Genomic DNA, 20,463 nt, shown 5'->3' on the forward strand with positions numbered 1-20,463 from the left:
TCCTGTTCCTTTCAGGCGGTGGCGTCGCGGGCGATGCGGCTCAGTTCGTCGAAGGCCGGCCCGGACATAGGGATGTCGATGTCGAAAACTTCCGCGATGACGCGGGTCCAGCCGTGGATGAAGTAGACCCATCCATCATGAACCGTGAGGTTGCGATCTGCGGCTGCGGCGCGTGCCTGGTCGAGGAAGACGAGGTCGCCGCGATAGTTGAATTCCCAGACGAGCCCGTCCTGCGGGAACTGGACCGCGTCCGTCAGCGGCGAGCCCGGCCCGTCCTTGCCGAGGCCGGTGGCGTTGACCACCATGGAGCCCGGCAGCAGGTCGGCCACCACCGCGTCGGCCTCTGCGGGCGTCGGCGCAAGACGATACTCGATGGGGATGGCAAAGCCGATGTCTTCGTGAACGTGGCGCATCTCGGCCAGCGAAGCCTCGCGCCGCGCGGTCACGACGATGCGTTGCGGCGTGTCGCCGCCGGCGCGCTTCTTGTTGTGCAGGTAGAGCGAGAGGGCGAGCGAGGAGCCGCCGGCGCCGAGAATGCAGAGCGTCGCGCCCGTTTTGGCCCAATGCCCTTCCGGGGCAATGGCTTCGAAGCTGGCGCCGGCGGTGATCGGGTCCTTGGCATGGCCGGCGAGACGCGTGCCGCGCTTGGAGATCGAGCTGATCTCGTGCAGGGTTTCGGCATAGGGGTCGAGGTCGTCGAAGAGATCGCGCGAGGCCTTGAGCAGGTTGACCTTGTGGGTGGTCACCAGCGCGCCAAGCGACAGCGGGTCGTGCTTGATGAAATCCACTGCGCCGCGATAGGTCGATGGCTCCGAATTGGGCTCGAAGTCGATGCCCTTCATCTCGGCATCGAGGCCGAGATGCGCCGACCAGGCCGGGAAGACCTTCATGATCGAGGATTTCCCGGTGGTCACGCCGATGAAATACATCGTGCGCCGGCTTGCTGGTGTGTAGGTCATGACGAACGTTTCCTAGTCGTGTTCGGCCCAGTCGCGCGACCGGTCCACGGTGCGGCACCAGCCGCGATAGAGCGTGTCGGCGATCGCGCGTTCGACGGTCGGCTCGAACGCCTTGTCGAGGGCGAAGGCGGTGTGAAGTTCGGCCTGGTCCTTCCAGTAGCCGACCGCCAAGCCGGCGAGGAAAGCAGCCCCCCGCGCCGTCGTGTCGATGACCTTGGGCCGCAGCACGCGCACGCCGAGCTGGTCGGCCTGGAATTGCAGAACGAAGTTGTTCATCGCAGCACCGCCATCCACCTTCAGTTCCGCCAGCGCGATGCCGGAATCGGCCTCCATGCGGTCGATGACGTCGCGGATCTGGTAGGCCATGGATTCCAGCGAGGCGCGGATGAGATGGTTGCGGTTGGCGCCGCGGGTGATGCCGACGATGGTGCCGCGGGCATATTGATCCCAGAACGGCGCGGAAAGCCCGGTGAAGGCCGGCACGATGTAGACGCCGTTGGTGTCCGGCACGTCCATCGCCGCCGCTTCCGTCTCGGAAGCACTGTGGATGATCTTCAACTCGTCGCGCAGCCACTGCACCACCGAGCCGACGGAAAACAACGTGCCCTCCAGCGCATATTCGAGCTTGCCGCCGAGCCGCCAGGCGACCGTGGTCAGCAGGCCGTTGTCGGACGTGCGGATCTGGCTGCCGGTGTTCATCAAGAGCGTGCCGCCGGTGCCATAGGTCGCCTTGACCATGCCGGTGTGGAAGCAGGATTGGCCGAACAGCGCGCCCTGCTGGTCACCGATCGAGGAGGCGACGGGGATTTCGCCGCCGAAAAGGTCGGGGTCGGTGAGGCCATAGACATCGGAGGAATCGCGCACCTCGGGCAGGATCGCGCGGGGCACGTTGATTTCAGCAAGCAGGCGCTCGTCCCAATCGCCGGTGCGGATGTTGAAAAGCAGCGTGCGCGAGGCGTTGGAGGCGTCCGTCACATGGGCGCGGCCGCCGGTGAGGTTCCAGATCAGCCAGGTATCGATGGTGCCGGCGGCGAGTTCCCCGCGTTCGGCGCGACGGCGGGCGCCGGGCGTGTTGTCGAGCAGCCAGGCAAGCTTGGTGCCGGAGAAATAGGCGTCGATGACGAGGCCGGTATTCTCCTTCACATAGGGTTCGAGCCCGCGCGCCTTCAGCTGGTCGCAGATGCCGGCGGTGCGGCGGTCCTGCCAGACGAGGGCGTGGTGCAGCGGCACGCCGGTCTTGCGGTCCCAGATCAGGCAGGTCTCGCGCTGGTTGGTGATGCCGATGGCGGCGATCTCGGCGGCGGAGATGCCGATATTCTGCATTACCTCGCGGGCGACGGAAAGCTGGGTGGCCCAGATCTCGTTGGCATCGTGCTCCACCCAGCCGGGCCGCGGATAGATCTGGCGGAACTCGCGCTGTGCGAGCGAGACGATGTTGCCGCCTCGATCGAAAAGGATGGCCCTCGCACTGGACGTTCCCTCGTCCAGTGCCATGACATAACGCTCAACCATGTCTTCCTCCCCCGCATCGTCAATCGTTCGGCTTGAACAGGATCTTGTGATACCTGCCGAAGCTGCGGTCCTTCAGTGCCTTGAAAATGGACGGCGCCTCCTCAAGCGTCGCCCGGTGGGTAATCAGCGGCTCGACCGTCAAGCGGCCGTCGCCAAGCAATCCGATGATGTCAAACCATTCCTTGCCGGGAAACGGCAGGGAATAGGAATTCCACGAGCCGACCACCTGCAATTCCTCGCGCACGATCTTCGCAAAGGCCTTTTCCGCGAAGGTGACGTCGCCATAGGCGGTGCCATAGAGCATGACCGCGCCCTGCTTGGCCGCGACCATGATCGAAAGATCCCGCCCCGGCGCGGACCCCGCGCATTCCAGCGACACGGCGACGCCGCGGCCGCCGGTCGCCTCGTGCACCCGGGCCAGCACGTCGTCGCGCGTCGGGTTGAGGCAGAGGTCGGCGCCGATGCTTTTCGCCAGTTCCAGCTTGTCGTCGTCCACATCGATGGCGATCAGCGGACGGGCGCCGGAAAGCCTCGCGAACTGCAAGGCAAAATAGCCGAGCGCGCCGCAGCCGACCACTGCCACCGCATCACCGAGCTTGAGATCCAGCTTGTGGATGCCATGCAGGATGATCGCCGCCGGTTCGATCGTCGCGGCGACCTCGTAGGATACGTTGTCGGGCACCTTCAGCACGTTGGTGGCCGGCGCGCAGAGATATTGCGCAAAGGCGCCGTCGCTGCGCGAGCCGACGAAATCGTAATCGTCGCAAAGCTGGAATTTTCCCGCCTCGCACCATTGGCATTTGCGGCAGGGCATCAGCGGCGCGACAGCCACGCGGTCGCCCGACTTGAGATGCGAGACCGCGGCGCCGACCCGCTCCACCCGGCCGGCAAATTCGTGGCCGGGAATGGTCGGGAAACGATAGGTGCCCGTCACCATGACGCGGCCGATATCCGAGCCGCAGATACCGGCGGCCTTCACCTCGATGAGAACCTCGTCCGGGCCGATATCCGGCACGGGCACGTCCTCGACGCGCAGATCCCCGGGCGCATGCAAAACGGCCGCCTTCATCGCAGGCTCTCCTCCTGAGGGTAGATGATGGTCTTCATGCCCTTGCCCGAAAGTGCATGGTCGAAGGCGGCGACCGCATCGGCCATGCCGAAGCGATGAGTGACGATGTCGGTGACGCGGATCTTGCCGGTCTCCACCAGCTTCAGCGCCCGGGCGTAATCCTCGACGCTCGACCCGGTCGAGCCCAGCAGCTTCAGGCCCCAATAGTGCACCTTGTTGGTGTCGAGCTCGACCTTGGTGCCCTTGTTGAGGCCGGAGAAGACGTTCATGCGGCCGAGACGCGCGAGGCAGGCCATCGCCTGGACTTGCAATTCCGGCGCCGGGGCGCAGGTCAGCGCGACATCGACGCCGCGACCGCCCGTCAGGCGCAGCACTTCCTCCACCACGTCGACCCGGCTGGAATCCACCGTATCCGTCGCGCCCTGCGGGGCGATCTCTTCGAGCCGTTCCGCCCGCCGGCCGACCACGATGACCTGCCTTGCGCCATAGGCCTTCGCCAGTTGCAGGAACAGGCCGGCGATCGGACCGGTGCCGAGAATGAGGACGCGGTCCTCGGGCGTCACCACAAGGTCCTTCCAGGCATTGAAGCAGCAGGACAGCGGCTCGACCAGCGAGGCCTCCTCGTAGCTCATGCCGGCGGGGATCTCGAAGAGGTTGCCGCCATAGAGCGCCTTGGCGGTGACGGTCATATATTGCTGGAAGCCGCCGTCGATATCGATGCCGAAGGCCTCGTAATCGGGGCACATATTGTTGAGCCCGCGACGGCACATCTCGCAATGGCCACAACCGATGTTCGGCACCGCGGAAACTCGCTGCCCCTTCTTCCAATGCCCGACATGCCGGCCCACTTCGACGATTTCGCCGGCAAGCTCATGGCCGAGCACCCGCGTGTCGTTTTCCCCGACCCGAAAATGGCCGCCGCGGATGACCTTCAGGTCCGTGCCGCAGATCGAGGCTGCGAAGACGCGGATCAGAACCTCGTCGTCCTGCGGCACGGGGCGCGGGCGCTCTTCGAGCGCGATCCGGCCCCTGCCCTGATACACGGCGGCCTTCATCGGCTTACACCTCCATCCCGTAGCGGTGCGCCTTGTGGGTGGGGTAGAGCGAGATGGTCGGGATGGTGACGTCGGGCGTGCGGGTCGCGACGTAGAGGGCGAGCCAGGCGACGTTGTCGACGTCGATGCAGGAGGCATGGATGCCTTCCTTGATTTCCTTCTCGTCGAGCCAGCCGTCGACATAGGCTTCGAGGTCGCCGTCGTAGAGGCCCTTGTCGATGATCTCGGTCATCGGCGTCTTGACGTGGCTGGGGTTGAGCACGGTGACGCCGATCTTCTTGTCCTTGCCTTCGAGCAGGATGTTCTTCGAAAAGCCCAGCATGCCGTGCTTGGAGGCGCGGTAGGGGCTGTGGCCGGGGCCGGAGGCGACGCGGGTCGAGGAGGAGCCCATATTGATGATGCGCCCGCCCTCGGCCTGCTTTTCCATATAGAGGAAGGCTTCGCGGCAGCAGAGGAAGACGGCGGTCAGGTTTGGGCCGATCGTCTTGTTCCACTCTTCCAGCGTCACGCGAGTGACCGGCGGGGCGAGGCTGTCGCGGCCGGCGGAGTTGACCACCACATCGACCGAGCCGAGGGTGTCGTTGACCTGCTTGAAGAAGGCGCGAACCGTCTCCTCTTCGCAGACATCGGCATAGATCGGCAGAACCGTGCCGCCGTCGGCCTCGATCTCGCCGGCGATGCGCGTCAGGCGCTCCCGGTCGAAATCGATCATGGCGACCTTGGCGCCGTTCTGGGCATAGATGCGGGCAACGGCTTCGCCGATCCCGGATGCTGCACCGGTGATGATGCAGGATTTCCCTTTGAGGGACAGCCCCTCCGACAGGGTATTGCTGGGCATTGGAACCTCCGTTTTGTGCCCCGATCGAGGCGTGTCCAGATTTTCGATGAAACCGTTTCAGGCCGTGCGGGCGAGAGCGACCGCCTCCGCCGTGAGCCGGGAAATCTCGTCAAAGCGCCCTTCCCGGATGAGCTTCGCGTCCACCATCCAGGAACCGCCGCAGGCGAGCACGGCGGGAAGCGCGAGGTAATTCGCGAGGTTCGCAGCCCCGATGCCGCCGGTCGGCACGAAGCGCATGGCCGGATAAGGCCCCGTCAGCGCCTTGAGGAAGGGCACGCCGCCGCTCGGCTCGGCCGGAAAGAATTTGACCGCTTCGAGCCCGAAGGACATGGCCTGCTCGACGCCGGTCGGGTTGTTGATGCCGGGCACGATCGGCAGGCCAAGCGCCTGCGCCGCCGTGACAATGGCCGGATTGAAACCCGGTGTGACGATGAATTGCGCGCCGGCTTCCGCGGCCATGTCGAGCTGCTCGCCCGTCAAAACCGTGCCGGCACCGAGCAACATGTCGGGAACCTCGGCGCGGATGCGGCGCAGCGATTCCGCCGCCGCTGCCGTCCGGAACGTCACCTCGGCGACGGGCAACCCGCCATCGACCAGGGCACGCGCCAGCGGAGCCGCATCTTCGGCCCGCTCCAGCACAACGACAGGCAGGATGCGTGCCGCCGCAATCCGCTTCACCACCTCCGCTCCGGTCAAACCCATGTTCCCCTCCCATCGAATTTCCTACCGTGACCAACAGATAGAATGAAATTCGTTATTGTGCAACATCAAAAAAAATGATTTTTATTTTTTGCACTGGCGGTCGAGAGAAATCTGCGCGCGCCCTCACGCCGTCTTGCGAGGCGGCCTCCCCCGGAAATGAAAAATTGGCAACGGAAAGCGACAACATGATCAGAGCAGTCTTGTGGGACATGGACGGCACCCTCGTGGATAGCGAGGACATCGCGGTCGAGGCGCTGGCCTGCGCCATGCAGGAGGCCGGCCTGCTGCCACCCGCGGACCTCAAGCCGCGGGTCGTCGGCCGCTCGGCCGACGAGATCTACGCGATCATCGCCCGGGACTTCGGCTTGCAGGCCGATCCGATGGAATGGGAGTGCCGCAAGCACCACCATTATTTTCGCGCAGCGGAAAGACTGAGAGGCTACGACGACGCCGTGGCGACGTGGCGCAGCCTCGCCGCGGCCGGCATCCGCCAGGCTGTCGTCTCCAACAGCGACCGCGCCATCGTCGACGTGAACCTCCGGGCCGCCGGCCTCGTCCGCCCCGGGCTCGTCACCGTCGCCCGCAACGATGTCCTTCTCGGCAAGCCCCACCCGGAAGGCTATTTCCGCGCCGCCTACCTGCTCGGCGTGGAACCGCACGAATGCCTGATCGTCGAGGACAGCGGCAGCGGCGCGGCCGCTGCCCTTGCTGCCGGCATCGAGACGGTCTTCGTGCCGCACAGCCACAGTGCACCACCGGAGGGCGTGCGCTGGCTCAGTTCCATGGCCGAACTCGAAGAGCGGGTGCTGGGCGCGCGGTAACCGCGACAGCCGACGGGCCGTGCCAAGACACATTGACGATCCTCTCCGAGATCAATAGATATATCATATATTATCATGAAATCCCGGGAGGATGCGATGGCGGATTATATTGTTGTGGGCGGCGGCTCGGCGGGCAGCGCGCTGGCCGGCCGGCTGGCGCTCGGTGATGCGGGAAAGGTGCTGGTGATCGAGGCCGGCCCGCGCGACAGCAATCCGTTGATCCACATTCCCGCCGGCTTCGTGAAGCTGCTCGATTCGGACCTTCTCTATCACTACAAGACCGAAGCGCAGCCGGCGCTGAACGGCCGCGCGCCCGTGATGCCGCAGGGCGCGGTGCTTGGCGGCGGGGGCTCGGTCAATGCCGCCATCTACATTCGCGGCCAGCGCCGCGACTATGACGACTGGGCACGCCTCGGCGCCGATGGCTGGGCCTATAGCGACGTGCTGCCCTATTTCCGCCGGGCGGAAGACAATGACAGGCTTTCGGACGCCTATCACGGCATCGGCGGCCCGCTCGGCGTGTCCGACCTGCGCCAGGTAACCGACCTGACGCGCGCCTTCGTGCGCGCCGCCCAGGAGGCCGGCATTCCCTACACGCCGGATTTCAACGGCACGCGCCAGCGCGGCGTCGGCTTCAACCAGACCACTACCCGCTACGGGAGACGGTGCAGTGCCGCCGTCGGCTACATGCGCCCGGCCATGAAAACCGGCAACCTCGAAATCCGCACCGGCTGCCTCGTCACCCGCATCCTCTTCGAGGGTGACCGCGCCCGCGGCGTCGAATATGTCCGCAACGGCAAGGTCGAGACGGCCCTGGCCGACAAGGAGGTCATCCTCTCCGGCGGCGCGGTGCAGACGCCGAAGCTGCTGATGCTGTCCGGCATCGGCCCCGAAGCGGAACTGAACCGGCACGGCATCGCTGTCAAACACCGGCTGGAAGGAGTCGGCCAGAACCTGCAGGATCACCTCGAATTTCCCGCCATCCGTTTCTGCACCGGCCGCTACGGCTATTACGGTGAGGACAGTTTTTTGCGGTCCGTGAAAAACGGGCTGCAATACCTGCTCTTCAAGTCGGGGCCGGTCATGTCGAATGTCACGGAGGCCTGCGCCTTCATGAATGTCGATGACATGGAGGCCGAGCCGAACATCCAGATGCATTTCGTGCCGATCGTCTTCATGGACAGCGACCAGGAGCAGGTCAAACGCGCCGGCGCCACCGTGAACCCCTGCGTGCTCAGGCCGGAGAGCCGTGGCGAAATCCGGCTGAAATCCACCGACCCGGCCGCCCATCCGATCGTCGATCCGCGTTACCTGACGGCGCCGGAGGACGTGCGGCTTTCCGTGAAGGCGCTGAAGCTCGCCCGTACCATTCTGGCGCAGCCCTCCTTCGCCGATTTCGTGGAAGACGGCGAGGCCTATCCCGGCAAGGCGGTGGACGACGATGCGGCGCTCAGTGCCTATATCCGCTCCAAGGGCAAGACGGTCTATCACCCGGTCGGCACCTGCCGGATGGGGCGCGACGCGATGTCGGTCGTCGATCCGGAGCTTCGCGTGCACGGCCTGCGCAATCTGCGCGTTGTGGACAACTCCGTCATGCCGACACTGATTTCGGGCAATACCAATGCAACCGCGATAATGATCGGAGAGAAAGCTTCGGATATCATCCGCGGCCTGGCGCCGCTTGCGCCATCGAACGCTTGATGCGTAAGTGCCAGGATAGGAAACGCCACGGGTCCCCGCATGAGCCAGCTGCCGAAAATCAACAAGGGAAACCTCTCCGAGCAGGTCTACGGCACCATTCGCGCATCCCTGATGGACGGCCGCTACGAGCCCGGCGAGCGGCTGACCATTGCCAGCCTCGCCGACCAGCTCGGCGTCTCCATCACGCCGGTGCGCGAGGCGATCTTCCGCCTCGTCACGGAGCGCGCGCTGGAGATGCGGGCGGCGACCTCCATCCAGGTCCGGAGCCTCACGGCTTCCGAATTGCGCGAGATACAGCTCATCCGCCACCATCTGGAGGGCGAAGCGGCGGCCCAGGCGGCCATCAAGATCTCGGCAAAAGACCTGGCCGTGCTTGAGGCGCTACACGCCGATTTTGCCAAGACAGCTGCCACCGATCCGCTCGAAGCCTCGCATATCAACCGCGAGTTCCATTTCAAGCTGGCGGAAGCGGCGGAAATGCCGATGCTCTATTCGACCATCGAAGGCATGTGGGCACAGATGGGGCCGCTCATCCATCTCTATCACCTCCACACCCCTCCCCGCGTGCTCGTCAGCGGCAAACATGGCCATTACGACGTGCTGCGTGCACTGGCCGCCCGCGACCCGGAAGGCGCACGCCGCGCCATCCAGGCCGATATCGGCGTGGGTGTCGTGATGGTCGACTGGCTGGAAGCGAAAGGGGCGGCCGAAGCCGCCCCGTGAGCGTCAAAGCTCGATCCACGTCGTCTTGAGTTCCGTGTATTTGTCGAGCGCGTGCAATGACTTGTCGCGTCCGTTGCCGGATTGCTTGAAGCCGCCGAAGGGAACGGTCGCGTCGCCGTGATCGTAGCAATTCACCCAGACCGTGCCGGCCCTGAGCTTGCGGGCGATCTTGTGGGCGCGTGACAGGTCGCGCGTCCAGACGGCCGCCGCAAGGCCGTAGGACGTGTCATTGGCGACACGCACCGCCTCCTCGTCGTCCTCGACCGTGATCGTCGACAGCACGGGACCGAAGATTTCCTCCTGCGCGATGGTCATGTCATTGCGCACATCGGCAAAAATCGTCGGGTTGATGTAATAGCCGTCGGGCGTATCGCCCGGCCGGTCGCCGCCGAGCACCAGCCGCGCGCCCTCCGCCTTGCCCTTGGCGATATAGCTCTCGACACGGTCGCGATGGCCGCTTTCCACCAGCGCGCCGAGCTTCGTCGCGGGATCGAGCGGATCGCCCGGCCGGATCGACTTCGCCGTCTCGACGACGATGTCGAGGAACTGCTCCTGAATGCGCTTGGAGAGGATAAGCCGCGACGGTGCCACGCAGACCTCGCCCTGGTTGAAGCAGATCGCGGTGGCCGCCCGTTCCGCCGCGACGCGCAATTCGGGGACGTCGTCGAGAATGATGTTCGGCGACTTGCCGCCGCATTCGAGGAAAACGCGTTTCATGTTCGACTGGCCGGCATATTGCAGGAAGAGTTTGCCGACTTCCCCCGACCCGGTGAAAGCCAGGCAATCGACATCCATGTGCAGGCCGAGCGCCTTGCCGGCTGTCGGGCCGAAACCCGGTACGACGTTGAAGACGCCATCGGGAATGCCGGCTTCCGCCGCAAGCTCGGCCAGCCGGATCGCGGTCAGTGGCGACTGTTCAGCCGGCTTCAGCACGACGGAATTGCCCATGGCGAGCGCCGGTGCGAACTTCCACGTCGCCATCAGCATCGGGAAGTTCCACGGCACGACCGCGCCGACCACGCCGATCGGCTCGCGCGTGATCATGGCGAGCTGGCCGGGACCGGTGGGTGCGATCTCGTCATAGAGCTTGTCGGGGCACTCGGCATACCATTGCAGCGTATCGAGCACGACGTTCACGTCGATGTTGCGGCTTTCGGACACCGGCTTGCCCATGTCGAGCGTTTCCAGCACGGCAAGCTCGTCCATGTGCTTTTCAAACAGCGCGGCAAAACGCTGGAGCACCTTCTTGCGCTCCTTCGGCGACCGGTCGCGCCAGTCTCCCGCCTCGAACGTCCGACGCGCCGCTTTCACCGCGCGGTCGACATCTTCCGCGTCGCCCGCCGCAACGCGCGCGATTGCCTTGCCGTCGCGCGGCGAAATGTCGTCGAACGTCTCGCCGGAGGCCGCGTCGACGAAGCGGCCGTCGATGAAGGCCTGTCCCTTGATGGCGATCCGGCTGCGGATCGCGGTCACATCCGCCTGTGTCAGTGCAAGATTCACGTCATCTCCTCCATTTTTATCAGTGACATATATCATATATCATGTTATCTCGCCCCATCGCAAGGAGTTGTTGCCGGGATCGGCACAGGAAGGGAGGAGCGTGTGACGCAGCCAGTGAGAAACGATTACCGACCCACGGAGGCCGAGGTCGCGCGGCTCAGGGACCGCGCCCAGTTCGTGCGCCTGGAGACCATCCGGCTCATCGAGATCGCCAAGGTGGGCCACTACACCTCGGTGTTTTCCGCCGCCGAAATCTTCGCCGCGCTCTACTATGACGTGATGTCGCTATCGGCGGACCCGAAATGGCCTGACCGCGACCGCTTCCTGATGGGCAAGGGCCACGCCGCCGTCGGCCTGTTCCCGATCCTCGCCGAACTCGGCTACATCCCGACCGAGGTGCTGAACGGCTATACCCGCCTCGGCAATCCGCTCGGCGACCATCCCGACATGCGCAAGGTTCCGGGCGTCGATTTCTCGTCCGGCTCGATCGGCCATGCGCTGTCCAACGGGCTCGGCATGGCGCTGGGCGGGCGCATGCAGGGCCGCGACTTCACCACCTTCGTCATGCTTGGCGACGGCGAAATGCAGGAAGGCCAGGTCTGGGAAGCCGCCATCGGCGCCGCCCACCACAAGCTCAACCGTCTCGTCGCGATCATCGACCGCAACGGCTACCAGCTCGACGGCGCGGTGGACGACGTGATGGGCATCGAGCCGATCGACGAGAAATGGCGTGCCTTCGGCTGGGAGGTGCATGTCGTCGATGGCCACGACATCGCCGAACTCACCGCGCTGCTGCGCCGGGTCAAGGCCGATGCGTCCCGCGAAAAACCCTGCTGCATCATCGCGCGCACGCTGAAGGGCAAGGGCGTCTCCTACATGGAAACCGAGCCCGGCTGGCATCTCGGCTATCTCGACCCCGTCGATGCGGAAGCCGCGCGCCAAGAAATTCTGTCCAAGGTGATCTGAGATGACCCAAGCCAATCTGCGACCGACCTCGCCGAATTCCTGGCACTACCGGGAACTGAACATGAAGAATCCCGGCCTCGACCATCTGTCGAACGGCCTGATCACGCTGACCGAGGCCGGTCACCCGATCGTCGCCGGCTCTGCCGACCTGCAATATTCCAACGGGCTCAACCGCTTCGCCGCGCGTTACCCGGACCGCTATGTCAGCTTCGGCATTTCCGAGCAGAACATGGTGTCGGCCGCCGCCGGCCTCGCCACCACGGGCATGATGCCCTACGTCGCGACCTTCGCCTCGTTCCTCGGCCTTTTGACCTGCGAACAGATCCGCATGGACGTCGCCTACTGCGCCCTGCCGGTGCGCCTGATCGGCCACCACACCGGCATCGCCATGGGTTTCTACGGCACCTCGCACCATGCGACGGAAGACATTGGCACCATGCGTTCGATCGCCGACCTGACGATCGTCTCTCCGGCAGACGGCCCGCAGCTCGAGGCGGCGATCCGCGCCTCGGTCGAGCATGACCGCCCGATCTATTTCCGCACCGGCCGCGGGCGCGAGCCGGAGCTCTATAACAGCAAGGCCGATTTCGTCTTCGGCAAGGCGGTCGAGCATGCGCAGGGCGAAGAGGTGACGATCATCGCCTGCGGCCTTCCCGTCCATCCATCGGTGCAGGTCGCGAAGAAACTCGCCGCCGAAGGCCGCAGCGTCGGCGTCATCGACATGGCGACGGTCAAGCCGATCGACCGCGACGCGATCCTCGCCGCCGCCGCGCGCTCCAAGGTCATCCTGACCGTCGAGGAGCACAACATCCTCGGCGGGCTCGGCTCTGCCGTTGCCGAAGTGCTGGCGGAGGAAGGCGGCCCCGCAAGGCTCGTTCGCCACGGCATCCGCGACGAATACGCGCTGATCGCCCCACCGACGCATCTCTACGCCCATTACCGGCTCGACCAGGCCGGCATCGAATCCGTCGTCCGCGACATCATCGGCTGACGGCCCGCGCCGGGAGGGCGCGTTATCCCGCTCCGGGTTTCTGGAGCGGACGATCCAACTTCAACTGAGGGAGAGAGACCATGACGTTCTTGAAATCGGCATCGCTGATGCTGTGCACGGCCGCACTGGCCATCATGACCAGCGCGGCTAATGCCGCCGAAAAACACGAAATCTACAAGCTGCTGCCGAATTCCGCCCTTTCCGGCGTGATTGATCCGGAAATGGCCGACCGTTCGGACGTCGCCAAGGCGCTGCCGACGACGCCGCGCGACGCGAGCAAGAAGCTGGTGATCGGCTGGACCGAAATCACGCTCGGCAATCCCTGGTTCGTCAGTGTCATCGACACGGCGAAGGCCAAGGCCGCCGAATACGGCTACGAACTCGACGTGCAGGTCGCCGATGGCGACCCGGCGAAGACCTCGGCGCAGATCGACGCCTTCATCGCCAAGAAGGTCGACGTCATCGTGCTCGACCCGACCGACCTCGCCGCCGCCGCAGCCGACGCGCAACGCGCCGTCGATGCCGGCATTCCGGTCATCGCGCTCGGCACCGTGCCGGACGACAGCCCGATCGTCACGACCGTGCTCTTCAACCCCTATGGCAACGGTTTCGAGGCGGGGCGTTTCGTTGCGCAGCACTACGGCGCCGACAAGCCGATAACGGCGGCGGCGATCCTCGGCACCGTCGGCAACTCGACGTCGGAAAGCCGCGTAAACGGCATGATCACCGGCATCATCTACGAACGTTCCCAGCAGCTCGGCCTCAACCTTTCCAAGGAAGACGCCATGCTCGCCGGCTTCAACAAGTTCCAGGAACTGAAGACCGGCGGCGCCTTCGACTATCCGGAGGTCAAATTCAGCGTCGTCTCGATGGGCGTCGGCTTCTGGACGGAAGAAGGCGGGCTCGATGCGGCGGAGGACATCCTGACGGCGCATTCCTCCAAGCTCGACATCATCCTCGCCGAAAACGACTTCATGGGCATGGGTGCATTGCGCGCGCTGGAAAACCAGGATCTGAAGGGCAAGATCCAGGTGGCGAATGCCGCGGACGGCTTCCGCACCGCGCTCGATCTCGTCAAGTCCGGCGACATGCTGGTGACCGGCCTTTGCTCCGGCTCGCACACCGGCGAAGGCGTCATCACCCTGATAAACCAGATCTTCGACAAGGGTTTCGATGCCAACAACCTGCCGCTCGGCTCCTACTACCCCTCGCAGATCGTGACCAAGGAGAACGCCGACCAGTTCATCGACCCGGACACGGCAAACCCGTTCTTCCGCTACACGGTCCCGGCCTTCAAGACGATCGGCGAACTCAAGAGCTGACCGGCACCAGGGATGATGCGGCGGGCCTTGCGGGGTCCGCCGCGATGAAAGGGAGGCAGGACATGGATCGCCTGGACATGCGGCAGATCTGGAAGGAATTCGGCGGCATCGCCGCGCTCAGCGGCGCCGGGTTTTCGGCACGCGCGGGCGAAGTGCATGCCCTGATGGGTGAAAACGGCGCCGGCAAATCGACCCTGATGAAGATCCTCGCCGGCGCCTATAGCCATGACGGCGGCGAGATCCGCATCGGCGGCGAACCCGTCAGCATAACGAACCCGCAGGACGCGATCCGCAACGGCGTCTCGATCATCTACCAGGAATTTTCGCTCGCAAGCGACCTGACGGTTGCCGAAAACATCCTGATCGAGACCCTGGGGCACGGCATGTTCGTCAACCGGCGGGCCATGCATGCCCGCGCCGCGGAACTGCTCGCCCGCATGGGTTTCGACGACATCGATCCCGGCGAGATCGCCGGCGGGCTTACCATCGCGCGCCAGCAGGTGGTGGAAATCTGCAAGGCGCTGTCGCGCGACTGCTCGATCCTCGTGCTCGACGAACCAACCGCCGTGCTCACCACGCACGAGACAGAAAAACTCTTCAATCTGGTGCGGCGGCTGCGCGACCAGGGCGTCTGCATCGTCTACATCTCGCACCGGCTCGACGAGATCTTCAGTCTCTGCGACCGGGTGACCGTGCTCAAGGACGGCGCGACGGTCGGGACCTGGGAAACCGGCGCGCTCGACCACACGTCGCTGGTCAACCTGATGATCGGCCGCGAGCTGAAGGACTTTTTTCCCGAACGGCAGATCACCCCCGGTCCAGTGGCGCTAGAGGTGGATGCGCTTGCAGCCGGCGGACTGGTCTCCGACATCAGCTTCACGGTTCGCCGCGGCGAAGTGCTGGGCATCGGCGGCCTTGTCGGGGCGGGGCGGACCGAGGTGCTGCGCGCGATTTTTGGCGCGGACCCGGTCTCGGCCGGCGAAATCCGCATCGACGGGCGACCTCGCACCATCCGCTCGCCCGGCGACGCCGTACGGGCGGGCATCGGCCTCGTGCCGGAGGATCGCAAACAGCAGGGCTGCCTGCTCGACCTGCCGATCCTCAACAATGCCATGCTGACGCCGGTCAATCCGCATCTCGGCTTTTGGGGCCTCATCCGCGAGGCTCGCGAGCGCGGCGCCACCGAGGCTCTGCGCAGCCGGCTGAACCTGAAGGCCGCGAGCATAGACGCCGAGGCCGGCACGCTGTCCGGCGGCAACCAGCAGAAGGTCGCGATCATGAAGTGGCTCGTCTCGGGCTGCGAGATCCTGCTGCTGGACGAACCGACGCGCGGCGTCGATGTCGGCGCGAAGGTCGAGATCTACCGCGTCATCAACGAACTGGCGGCCAATGGTGCCGCCATCGTCATGGTCTCCTCGGAAATGCTCGAGCTGATCGGCATGTGCGATCGGGTGATCGTCATGCGCGCCGGCCGCCTTGCCGGCGAACTTTCCGGCGAAGAGCTCACCGAGGAAGGCATCATCGAACTGGCAATGGGGCGCAAGAATGTCCACTAATCCGAAGGCTCCTGGCCTCGTTTCCCTCCTCGTCACCTACAATATCTACATCATGCTGGCCGCACTGGTGGTGATCTCCACGCTGCTGTCGGAACACTTCCTGACGCTGCAGAACCTCTTCAACCTGCTGCGGCAACTGGCGCCCCTCGCCCTCGTCTCGATCGGCATGCTGCTCGTCATCCTCACCGGCGGCATCGACCTTTCTGTGGGTTCCATCGCGGCGATCGGCGGCATGGGTGTGGCGATGGCAATGCCCGCGCTGCCCTTCGACGGCGCGACGGCCTTGCTGATATGTGTCTTCGGCGGCGTTCTTTTCGGCGCGCTGCTCGGCGCCATCAACGGCGCGCTCGTGGCCGGCTTCGGAATGGCGTCCTTCGTCGCGACGCTCGCCATGATGACCATGGCGCGCGGCCTCGCCTACATGCTGTCAAACGGCCAGCCGGTGCGCTTTCCGCGCGACCTGCCGACCGCGCAGATCCTGACCGGCTTCGGCAGCAAGGGCCTGCCCGGCATCGGCCTGCCCTGGCCGGTCCTCGCCGTGCTGGTCGTCATAGCGCTCTTCGTCTTCCTGCTCCGCCGCACGAACTGGGGGCGGCTGACCGTCGCCACAGGCAGCAACGAGAACGCCGTCCGCCTCGCGGGCCTGCCCGTCTGGCGCTACAAGTTCCTCGCCTTCACGCTGAGCGGTGCGCTTTCGGCACTCGCCGGCATCTTCGTCACCGCCCGCACCGCGGTCGGCACGCCGGTCACCGGCATCGGCCTGGAACTCGATGCGATCGCGGCCTGCGTCATCGGCGGCGCCCTGCTCTCCGGCGGCCGGGGCACCGTGACGAACACGATGATCGGCGTGCTGATCCTCGGCCTGATCGGCAACATCATGAACCTGATGAGCGTGCCGGCCTATCCGCAGCAGATCATCAAGGGCGTCATCATCATCCTCGCCGTGCTGATGCAGGGCATCGGTGCGCGGGCAAAACGCCGCGTGTGAACCTCCCGCACGCGAAACTGGCCCGCATCACAAAGCGCGATGCGGGCCTTCTTTCATTTCAGGAAATCGACGAGCAGGCGCACCTGCTGCTCGATCATGTGGATGCCCTTGTGAACGACACAGCCCCGCGCCTCTGCCGCGGCCAGAAGCGGCGTCATATCCGGCTGCATCACCACCTCGCCGACGACCGTGCCCGCGCCGAGCCGGTCCACATCGACGGGGAGCGCATCACCCGCATGCATGCCGAGCGCGGTGCCGTTGATGACGATGTCGAAACCGCGGGGATTCGGCGGGCCGGTCTCGACGCGGGCGTTTTCAAAGAGGCCACGCAGCTGGCCCGCCAGGGTTTCGGCCTTTTCCGGCGACCGGTTGGCGATCGTCAGCCCGGCCACGCCGGCGCCGAGCAGCGCATGCGCCACACCGCTCGCCGCACCGCCGGCGCCGACGAGCAACACGCGCTTGCCGGCGGGATCGTGCCCACGGTGGAGAAGGCCGGCAACAAAACCCTCGCCGTCGAACATGCCGCCGGTGAGGCTGCCGTCCTTCTCCCGGCGAACGATGTTGCAGGCGCCGACAAGGGCTGCCGCACCGACGAGACGGTCGCACAGCGCGGCAATCGCTCCCTTGTGAGGAATGGTGATCACCATGCCGGCGAGGTTTTCGATCGCCCGCAGGCTGTCGACGGTGGCGTGCAGCCGTTCCGGCAGAACGTCGAGCGGCACCATGACGATGTCCTCCCCCTGCCGTTCACATTCGGCATTGAACAGCGGCGGCGTGCGCACATGGCGGCAGGGATGGGCGAGCAGGGGGACGAAGCGGGTATGCCCGGTAATCATGGGTTTATCCTCGAAAATGACAAGAAGGCGCTTGCGCGCTGGACTACATAATATATGATATATGAAATATCCATAGAGACGCCTGCATGAATTCCCCTTTGACCATTTTCGACGCCGATCTCAAGGTTTTCGGAGCGCCCGGACGCTATGTCCAGGGACGCGGCATCCTGGCCCGCATCGGCGACTTCGCAGCCCAGATCGGCCAGAGCGCGGTGCTTGTGGCGGATGTGCACATCCTGCCCCTCGTCGAACAGACGATCCGCCGCTCCTGCGAGCAGCGCGATGTTTCCCTGACGGTGCTGCCCTTCGAGGGGCGGCTTGGCCCCGAAACCGGCCACGAACTCGCAACCAGGCTCGGCGATGCGACGCCGTCGATTGTGTTGGCAGCCGGCGGCGGGCGGGCGATCGATGCGGGCAAGGCGCTTGCCGATACGCGCGGGCTGCGGCTGATCACCATTCCCACGGTGGCCTCGAACGATGCGCCGACGAGCAAGAACTATGTGCTCTATGACGAGGACGACGTGCTGCTGGAAGTCCGGCACCTGCCTCGCAACCCGGATTTCGTGGTTGTCGACACGGTGTTGCTGGCCGGCGCGCCGAAAGCGATGTTCGCGGCCGGGCTGGGCGACGCGCTCTCCAAGAAGGCCGAAGCGCTCGCCTGCGCCGCCGGCAGCGGCCTCACCATGTTCCGCGCCCGGCCGACGCGGCTTGCCGGCACGATCGCGACGGCCTGCTACGATACTCTGATGACGCATGGCCGGGCGGCCTACGACGCTGCCGGCACAGGCGCGCCGACTGAAGCCTTCGAGGCCGCGGTCGAGGCGATGATCCTGATGGCCGGGCTCGGCTTCGAAAGCGGCGGCCTTTCCGTGCCGCATGCCTTGACGCGCGGCCTGCCGCTGCTGCCGGGCATCAAGGCCAGGCCGCACGGCTTGCAGGTCGCCTATGGTCTCGTCGTGCACCACCGGCTGATGGGCGAAGCCATGCCCGACGCCCTGCTGGAACTTTACCATCATGCAGGGCTACCGCTCTGCCTTGCGGATCTGACCGCCGCGCAGGTCGATCGGTCGCAGCTCACGGCGGTAGCGGAAGCGTCGATCGCCGTGCCGCACATGCTCAATTTCCCGAAAACGCTGACCGTCGCCGATCTGGTGGACGCCATGCTCGCCATTGAGGCGGAGGCCGCCATGCGCCCCGCCATCGCCAATCGAAGAGGAAGATGAAATGCCCCAGAATGACCGGGAAACGCCCCTCGCCGTCGTCACCGGAGGCGGCACCGGCATCGGCCGGGCCGTCGCGGAACTCCTGACCGCAAGCGGCTACGCGGTGATCGCCCTGGGTCTCGATCGCGACGACGACCTGCCCGCCGACATCGCCTTCCACACTGTCGATATTACCGACACGGCGGCAAGCATCGCCACGCTGCCGGACGGGCGGCCGGTTGCGGCGCTGGTCAATTGCGCCGGCATGCTGCGCCACCAGCAGGAATGGGAGACCGACGCCTTCGAACAGGTCATGCGCGTCAACCTGACCGCCGGCTTCGCGCTCGCCAATGCGCTCGTCGAAAGGCTCGAAGCCGGCGGTGGCGCCATCGTCAATGTCGCGTCCATGTGGGCGATCTTCGGTTCGCCGGGCGCGCCCGCCTATACGGCGAGCAAGGCCGCGGTTGCCGCCGTCACGCGCTCGCAGGCCGTGGCGTGGGCGGGCCGCGGCATCCGCGTCAATTCCATTGCACCGGGCTGGGTCGAGACGAAGATCTCCGAAAAAGCCCGCACCGACGCCGCGCGGGCCGAGCGCATCAATGCCCGCATCCCCATGGGGCGCTGGGCGAAACCCGCCGAAGTCGCCTCCGTCGTGCGCTTCCTGCTCTCGCAAGATGCCGCCTACATCACCGGCGCGATGATCCCCGTCGACGGTGGCTATTCGGTCTGCTGAGGAGGAATGCATATGAAAGCCTGGGTTCACGACACGACCGGTGATCCGGACATCCTGCAATTGCGCGACCGGCCGAAGCCGGAGCCGGGTCCGGGCGAGCTGCTGATCCGCAACCGCGCCGTCGGCCTCAACCCCGTCGACTGGAAGTTCATCCTCTGGGGCCACGACGCATGGGAATGGCCGCATGTTCCCGGCGTCGACGGGGCCGGCGAGGTCGAGGCCGTGGGCGATGGCGTGCACCATATCGCCACGGGAACGCGGGTCGCTTACCACAACGACCTCCTGAAGCCGGGCTCCTTCGCGGAATACACCGTCATCCCGGCGCGCGCCGCCATCCCGCTACCGGCCGCCCTGCCCTTTGCCGCCGCCGCGTCGATCCCCTGCCCGGGCCTCACCGCCCGCCAGGCCATCGATAAGGTCGCGCTCTGGCCCGGCGCCCATGTGCTGGTGACCGGCGCCTCCGGTGCGGTGGGCGGTGCGCTGCTTCAGCTTGCCCGCGCGCGCGGCTGGGTCGTGCACGCCGTCGGCTCCGCATCCCAATCGGACCGCCTGCTTGGCCTCGGCGCTGCAACCGTCACCGACTACCGCCGGGACGGCTGGAAGGAGGACTGGGCAAAGCGGGCGCGGCATCAGCCGCTGAACGCCGTGTTCGACATGGTGAATGGCGCCCACGCGGCGAGCCTGGCTCCCCTGCTGACGGCGAACGGCCATCTGGTCTGCATCCAGGACCGGCAGGAAACCGCGCCGCTGCCCGCCTTCTCGACGACCATCTCGCTACACGAAGTCGGCCTCAACGCCATGCACGCCCACGCCTGCGATCGTCAGTGGGGACGGCTTGTCGCCGCCGGCGCCGAGATCGCGCAGCACATCTCGGAGGGGCTCTTCGATCCGCAACTAATCGAGGTTGCCGGTTTCGATGAGCTGCCCCAAGCACTGGCACGCCTGAAGGCCGGCCCCAACCCCGGCAACCGCGTCGTCGTCCTATAGCG

General features: G+C 65.6%; 19 protein-coding genes. 11 read left to right on the top strand and 8 right to left on the bottom strand.

Annotated features, from left to right (window positions below; translation table 11 throughout):
- Positions 1 to 11: 11 nt before the first annotated feature.
- From GB927_RS00575 to GB927_RS00600, 6 genes are read right to left on the bottom strand one after another with little or no spacing between them, the layout of a single operon-like run.
- Positions 12 to 959, bottom strand: a complete 948-nt coding sequence (locus GB927_RS00575) for a shikimate dehydrogenase family protein (RefSeq protein ID WP_256114545.1) — start codon at positions 957 to 959, stop codon at positions 12 to 14.
- 12 nt (positions 960 to 971) lie between these two features.
- The gene (gene glpK, locus GB927_RS00580) at positions 972 to 2,471 is read right to left on the bottom strand and encodes a glycerol kinase GlpK (protein WP_256114546.1); all 1,500 of its coding nucleotides are present in this window, start codon (positions 2,469 to 2,471) and stop codon (positions 972 to 974) included.
- Positions 2,472 to 2,490: 19 nt separating this feature from the next.
- Complete coding sequence (locus GB927_RS00585) at positions 2,491 to 3,540, bottom strand: galactitol-1-phosphate 5-dehydrogenase (protein WP_256114547.1); 1,050 nt, start codon at positions 3,538 to 3,540, stop codon at positions 2,491 to 2,493.
- Complete coding sequence (locus GB927_RS00590; protein ID WP_256114548.1) at positions 3,537 to 4,595, bottom strand: zinc-dependent dehydrogenase; 1,059 nt, start codon at positions 4,593 to 4,595, stop codon at positions 3,537 to 3,539. Before GB927_RS00590 ends, GB927_RS00585 begins: the two co-directional genes overlap by 4 nt.
- Positions 4,596 to 4,599: 4 nt before the next feature.
- Entirely contained in the window at positions 4,600 to 5,433 is an 834-nt protein-coding gene (locus GB927_RS00595; RefSeq protein ID WP_256114549.1) for an SDR family oxidoreductase, read from the bottom strand.
- A 57-nt stretch (positions 5,434 to 5,490) separates the two neighbouring features.
- On the bottom strand, positions 5,491 to 6,135 hold the full coding sequence (locus GB927_RS00600; protein WP_256114550.1) for a bifunctional 4-hydroxy-2-oxoglutarate aldolase/2-dehydro-3-deoxy-phosphogluconate aldolase: 645 nt from the start codon (positions 6,133 to 6,135) through the stop codon (positions 5,491 to 5,493).
- 185 nt (positions 6,136 to 6,320) lie between these two features.
- Here GB927_RS00600 and GB927_RS00605 point away from each other — a divergent pair, with 185 nt between their 5' ends.
- From GB927_RS00605 to GB927_RS00615, 3 genes are all read left to right on the top strand, one after another.
- Positions 6,321 to 6,956: an HAD family hydrolase gene (locus GB927_RS00605; RefSeq protein WP_256114551.1), complete on the top strand. Its 636-nt coding sequence runs from the start codon at positions 6,321 to 6,323 to the stop codon at positions 6,954 to 6,956.
- Between the two features lie 96 nt (positions 6,957 to 7,052).
- Positions 7,053 to 8,657 (top strand): GMC family oxidoreductase, encoded by a 1,605-nt coding sequence (locus GB927_RS00610; RefSeq protein ID WP_256114552.1) that lies wholly within the window; start codon positions 7,053 to 7,055, stop codon positions 8,655 to 8,657.
- Positions 8,658 to 8,696: 39 nt separating this feature from the next.
- Positions 8,697 to 9,380, top strand: coding sequence for a GntR family transcriptional regulator (locus GB927_RS00615; protein ID WP_256114553.1), 684 nt, complete (start codon positions 8,697 to 8,699; stop codon positions 9,378 to 9,380).
- 3 nt (positions 9,381 to 9,383) lie between these two features.
- On the opposite strand, the gene GB927_RS00620 is transcribed toward GB927_RS00615, so the two are convergent.
- Positions 9,384 to 10,916, bottom strand: a complete 1,533-nt coding sequence (locus tag GB927_RS00620) for an aldehyde dehydrogenase (RefSeq protein ID WP_256114554.1) — start codon at positions 10,914 to 10,916, stop codon at positions 9,384 to 9,386.
- Between the two features lie 66 nt (positions 10,917 to 10,982).
- On the opposite strand from GB927_RS00620, the gene GB927_RS00625 reads away from it, so the two are divergent.
- The 5 genes from GB927_RS00625 (at position 10,983) to GB927_RS00645 (ending at position 16,703) form a co-directional block, all read left to right on the top strand.
- Positions 10,983 to 11,846, top strand: a complete 864-nt coding sequence (locus GB927_RS00625) for a transketolase (RefSeq protein ID WP_256114555.1) — start codon at positions 10,983 to 10,985, stop codon at positions 11,844 to 11,846.
- A gap of 1 nt (position 11,847) precedes the next feature.
- Complete coding sequence (locus GB927_RS00630; protein ID WP_256114556.1) at positions 11,848 to 12,837, top strand: transketolase family protein; 990 nt, start codon at positions 11,848 to 11,850, stop codon at positions 12,835 to 12,837.
- A gap of 80 nt (positions 12,838 to 12,917) precedes the next feature.
- Positions 12,918 to 14,159, top strand: coding sequence for a sugar ABC transporter substrate-binding protein (locus GB927_RS00635; RefSeq protein WP_256114557.1), 1,242 nt, complete (start codon positions 12,918 to 12,920; stop codon positions 14,157 to 14,159).
- A gap of 62 nt (positions 14,160 to 14,221) precedes the next feature.
- Positions 14,222 to 15,715 (top strand): sugar ABC transporter ATP-binding protein, encoded by a 1,494-nt coding sequence (locus GB927_RS00640; RefSeq protein WP_256114558.1) that lies wholly within the window; start codon positions 14,222 to 14,224, stop codon positions 15,713 to 15,715.
- Positions 15,705 to 16,703 (top strand): ABC transporter permease, encoded by a 999-nt coding sequence (locus GB927_RS00645; protein WP_256114559.1) that lies wholly within the window; start codon positions 15,705 to 15,707, stop codon positions 16,701 to 16,703. The genes GB927_RS00640 and GB927_RS00645 overlap by 11 nt, the downstream gene beginning before the upstream one ends.
- Before the next feature lie 53 nt (positions 16,704 to 16,756).
- Here the strand turns inward: GB927_RS00645 and GB927_RS00650 are convergent, their stop codons facing one another.
- Positions 16,757 to 17,539: a shikimate dehydrogenase family protein gene (locus tag GB927_RS00650; protein ID WP_256114560.1), complete on the bottom strand. Its 783-nt coding sequence runs from the start codon at positions 17,537 to 17,539 to the stop codon at positions 16,757 to 16,759.
- Positions 17,540 to 17,625: 86 nt separating this feature from the next.
- Between GB927_RS00650 and GB927_RS00655 the strand changes: the two genes are divergently transcribed.
- Genes GB927_RS00655 through GB927_RS00665 form a run of 3 tightly spaced genes read left to right on the top strand, consistent with a single transcriptional unit; the run spans position 17,626 to position 20,461 of the window.
- On the top strand, positions 17,626 to 18,762 hold the full coding sequence (locus tag GB927_RS00655) for a glycerol dehydrogenase (RefSeq protein ID WP_256114561.1): 1,137 nt from the start codon (positions 17,626 to 17,628) through the stop codon (positions 18,760 to 18,762).
- Between the two features lies 1 nt (position 18,763).
- Positions 18,764 to 19,474, top strand: a complete 711-nt coding sequence (locus GB927_RS00660) for an SDR family NAD(P)-dependent oxidoreductase (protein WP_256114562.1) — start codon at positions 18,764 to 18,766, stop codon at positions 19,472 to 19,474.
- A gap of 12 nt (positions 19,475 to 19,486) precedes the next feature.
- The gene (locus tag GB927_RS00665) at positions 19,487 to 20,461 is read left to right on the top strand and encodes an alcohol dehydrogenase catalytic domain-containing protein (protein ID WP_256114563.1); all 975 of its coding nucleotides are present in this window, start codon (positions 19,487 to 19,489) and stop codon (positions 20,459 to 20,461) included.
- The last annotated feature ends 2 nt before the right edge of the window (positions 20,462 to 20,463 follow it).

Origin of the sequence: Shinella lacus (assembly GCF_010994755.1) — a bacterium.
GTDB classification, from domain to species: Bacteria; Pseudomonadota; Alphaproteobacteria; order Rhizobiales; family Rhizobiaceae; genus Shinella; species Shinella lacus.

Coding starts and splice junctions, on each gene's coding strand:
- GB927_RS00590 (WP_256114548.1), bottom strand. CDS start 4,595: ATGAAGGCCGCCGTGTATCAGGGCAGGGGCCGGATCGCGCTCGAAGAG.
- GB927_RS00640 (WP_256114558.1), top strand. CDS start 14,222: ATGGATCGCCTGGACATGCGGCAGATCTGGAAGGAATTCGGCGGCATC.
- GB927_RS00635 (WP_256114557.1), top strand. CDS start 12,918: ATGACGTTCTTGAAATCGGCATCGCTGATGCTGTGCACGGCCGCACTG.
- GB927_RS00665 (WP_256114563.1), top strand. CDS start 19,487: ATGAAAGCCTGGGTTCACGACACGACCGGTGATCCGGACATCCTGCAA.
- GB927_RS00660 (WP_256114562.1), top strand. CDS start 18,764: ATGCCCCAGAATGACCGGGAAACGCCCCTCGCCGTCGTCACCGGAGGC.
- GB927_RS00630 (WP_256114556.1), top strand. CDS start 11,848: ATGACCCAAGCCAATCTGCGACCGACCTCGCCGAATTCCTGGCACTAC.
- GB927_RS00595 (WP_256114549.1), bottom strand. CDS start 5,433: ATGCCCAGCAATACCCTGTCGGAGGGGCTGTCCCTCAAAGGGAAATCC.
- glpK (WP_256114546.1), bottom strand. CDS start 2,471: ATGGTTGAGCGTTATGTCATGGCACTGGACGAGGGAACGTCCAGTGCG.
- GB927_RS00585 (WP_256114547.1), bottom strand. CDS start 3,540: ATGAAGGCGGCCGTTTTGCATGCGCCCGGGGATCTGCGCGTCGAGGAC.
- GB927_RS00610 (WP_256114552.1), top strand. CDS start 7,053: ATGGCGGATTATATTGTTGTGGGCGGCGGCTCGGCGGGCAGCGCGCTG.
- GB927_RS00655 (WP_256114561.1), top strand. CDS start 17,626: ATGAATTCCCCTTTGACCATTTTCGACGCCGATCTCAAGGTTTTCGGA.
- GB927_RS00575 (WP_256114545.1), bottom strand. CDS start 959: ATGACCTACACACCAGCAAGCCGGCGCACGATGTATTTCATCGGCGTG.
- GB927_RS00605 (WP_256114551.1), top strand. CDS start 6,321: ATGATCAGAGCAGTCTTGTGGGACATGGACGGCACCCTCGTGGATAGC.
- GB927_RS00650 (WP_256114560.1), bottom strand. CDS start 17,539: ATGATTACCGGGCATACCCGCTTCGTCCCCCTGCTCGCCCATCCCTGC.
- GB927_RS00645 (WP_256114559.1), top strand. CDS start 15,705: ATGTCCACTAATCCGAAGGCTCCTGGCCTCGTTTCCCTCCTCGTCACC.
- GB927_RS00615 (WP_256114553.1), top strand. CDS start 8,697: ATGAGCCAGCTGCCGAAAATCAACAAGGGAAACCTCTCCGAGCAGGTC.
- GB927_RS00600 (WP_256114550.1), bottom strand. CDS start 6,135: ATGGGTTTGACCGGAGCGGAGGTGGTGAAGCGGATTGCGGCGGCACGC.
- GB927_RS00620 (WP_256114554.1), bottom strand. CDS start 10,916: ATGATATATGTCACTGATAAAAATGGAGGAGATGACGTGAATCTTGCA.